Below are 2831 nucleotides of genomic sequence, written 5' to 3' on the forward strand. Positions count from 1 at the left end.
GAAGTGTGGGAGGTGTGGGGAGAGGAAAAGTAGGAAAAATCTATAAAATACCGACTAATAATTGTCAAAAACAGACTTTTAATCTTAGTAACTATTGAGGTGTTGAAGTATAGCTGAAGTATAGCATTAATGCATGGTAATTGGTATAAGAGAAAGAAATGTTTGATAAATTAAATATTATCCTAATGCTGTTTCAAATTCGCGCATTGGAGAACGGCTCAGGGAACTTTTAATTTCAATCACAATTTGTTTCCCCTCTCTTGTTGCATAAATTGTTTTTTCACCAGCTAGATCGGCAAATAATTTAACTTCTTCATATTTAATAGGATAAGGGTCAAAAGTAATTTTCCAACCATCTTTAGTTAAAGCATTTTTGACAGCTTGATGATAAGTATATTTTGCTGACATTATTTCTAGAAGAGGGAGTCGGGAAAAATAAGTGATTGATTTTAGTAAACCATCTTGTAGTAGACTGACACAGCTTGTTAGTCTACTACAAGTTTTCCTATTGAATACTATTGCTAAGTGCCGATCGCTTCTTTAAAAACTAAATAAATGAAGCAGTTTTACCCAACTCTCCAGTAAATACAAAAGAACTTATAGGTTTACGACTGCGGGGAGAAAGTTCTCTCTCTCGTAGAGACTCAGGCAAAATATCGGGTTCTTCTGGATAACCAATAGCTATAGCTGCTACTGGTTCATATTCTGCTGAAATTTTATATAATTCTCGCGCTTTATCAATATGAAAACCTCCCATTTGATGAACTCTCAAACCCATTTCTGTTGCTTGAAAAGTTAAGCTGGCAACTGCTAAACCTACATCGTGAAAAGCGTGTCTATTAGGTTTATTATTTTTGTCAAAAGAAAGTTTAGCAACAGATATCATTAACACAGGAGCAAGACTTGCCCAAGGTTGATTTCCTTCTACAATACAACTAAAAAGACGGTCATATTCAGTAGGGTTTTCCTTAGTAGCAATTATGAAACTCCATGGTTGTTCATTGAAACAAGAAGGAGACCATCTTGCTGCTTCTAGAAGTGAAAGTAATACTTCAGAAGAAACCATTTTGTCAATAAAAGCTAGAGAACTCCAACGTTGTTTTAATAGGTCATTAATTGGATATTGATTATCTGCGGGTTTTTCCATTTTGCGAATTTTTGAGTAATTATTTGAGACCTCTAAATAATATCAAAATTTGTAGCGACTTATATTATCTCTAGAGGAAGAAAGAATTTTTTTTCAACTGTTCCCTATTCTCTGCCATATAACTGATAATTGTTCGCTGAAAAGACTTTTCTTATGCTTCAAATTCGACTTTATTGTAAAGATATGCCATAGTTATTTGGAAAGAAATTGAATTGAGAGAAATAGTTTCGCTGGCTTCGTTATATTCTGAGAAAATTCACTGTTTATGAGCAGTTTTATAATATTGTTCTACTTGCATTGTGTATTGGTCTATAAGCAAATATGCTTGAAATGTAGGAATAGTTCTATAGGCTGCAAATTTTTCGTATTTGTCATAATTTCTAGTAAATTTTGACCAGACTTCGGCAATTATTAGGGCATTGAGAATAGCATCTTTTCTTCCTGTTTGTAATTGCAATTCTCCTGAAGTAACCATCACATCAGGATAAGTATAGATACTTTTTTTTGAATCAAAAGTTGTTGGTCTGCTACAAAAACTCGATATGATTGACTTTTGAGAGAAAAATTTAAAGCTGCGGTGAAGTTGAGAGATATCTGATTATGATTTGGAGTACCGCCAGTTATTGGAATAATTTCGCCATTAATATATTCGTGTCGTTGTTGTGAGTTAATTTCAAAGTTTAAATATTCCGTGGGAGTATAGTTTTTTTGTTGTTGAATTTGCATACTTTTCAGTTTTTAGCGATCGCTCGAATCATTTTCTTGGATTCCTAACATAGAAGCCCTAAGTTGATCTCCCCAAATCAAATATGAATTACCCCCATTGACTTATGACTTTAGTAAAACGGTATTATTAGAGGCGTTAACTATAGTTATACACCAGAAAACAGCTAATCGCCCCCTACTTTATTTACCGAAACAATCAAGGTATAAAACCTCTCTATTAATGGAGAAATAAAGAACAAAAAATAATTTTACTCTATCCTCTTTAATTTATCAGAAGAGGTAATAATTAATAATTAATTATTTACTCTCCCAATATTCCGGCGAATATAACTTTCTACAGATTCCATTTTCATGTCAAATATTCTCTCCAAATTCTCAATTTCTTCTGGAGTGCAGAAAAATTCATTTGCCAATAATACTCTTAAAGTACCCAAAGTTTTTTGTAGTTCTGGATTAAATAATCCCAGAGTATTCCGTAATCCGTCAAATACAAATAAAGGTGGATTAATAACTATAGGTTCCCGATTAAAAATTCCAGCAAATATCTGAGAAATTTCGACTCTAGAAATAATTTCTGGTCCCCCCACAGGCAAAATTTGATTACAAGCAGCTTGTATAGAAACAGAATCCACAGCAATTTTTGCCAAGTCATCTGTACTAACTATTGAAGTGCGATTTTTCGACTCTCCAATAAGTAGATAAATTCCTGTATCTCTAAATCTTTCTGCCAGTGGTAATAGATTAGAAGCAAAACCAGAAGGTTGCAAAATAGTATAATTCAATCCACTAGCTTTGAGATATTTTTCTACCTCTCTTTTTGCTTTAAAAGTAGGTGAATCTTCATATCCTCTTTCTGCTCCCAAGACAGAGATAAATACAAAATGTTTAACATCAACTTTCACCGCACAATCTATCAGTTCAATATTAGCTCGGTAGTCAATTGCTTGAACATCACCCA

3 protein-coding genes and 1 pseudogene are annotated in these 2831 nt (G+C 33.2%); all 4 read right to left on the bottom strand.

Going from position 1 to position 2831, the window contains the following annotated elements; genetic code table 11:
* Positions 1-177: 177 nt before the first annotated feature.
* The gene (locus F6K22_RS37735; RefSeq protein ID WP_293109940.1) at positions 178-408 is read right to left on the bottom strand and encodes an element excision factor XisH family protein; all 231 of its coding nucleotides are present in this window, start codon (positions 406-408) and stop codon (positions 178-180) included.
* A 139-nt stretch (positions 409-547) separates the two neighbouring features.
* Positions 548-1147, bottom strand: coding sequence for a nitroreductase family protein (locus tag F6K22_RS37740; RefSeq protein WP_293109942.1), 600 nt, complete (start codon positions 1145-1147; stop codon positions 548-550).
* 256 nt (positions 1148-1403) lie between these two features.
* Positions 1404-1873: pseudogene (locus F6K22_RS37745) on the bottom strand (Uma2 family endonuclease).
* A 293-nt stretch (positions 1874-2166) separates the two neighbouring features.
* A partial coding sequence (locus F6K22_RS37750; RefSeq protein ID WP_293109944.1) for an SDR family oxidoreductase occupies positions 2167-2831 on the bottom strand: 665 nt, incomplete at its 5' end.

Source organism: Okeania sp. SIO2F4 (assembly GCF_010672385.1).
Lineage (GTDB): Bacteria > Cyanobacteriota > Cyanobacteriia > Cyanobacteriales > Microcoleaceae > Trichodesmium.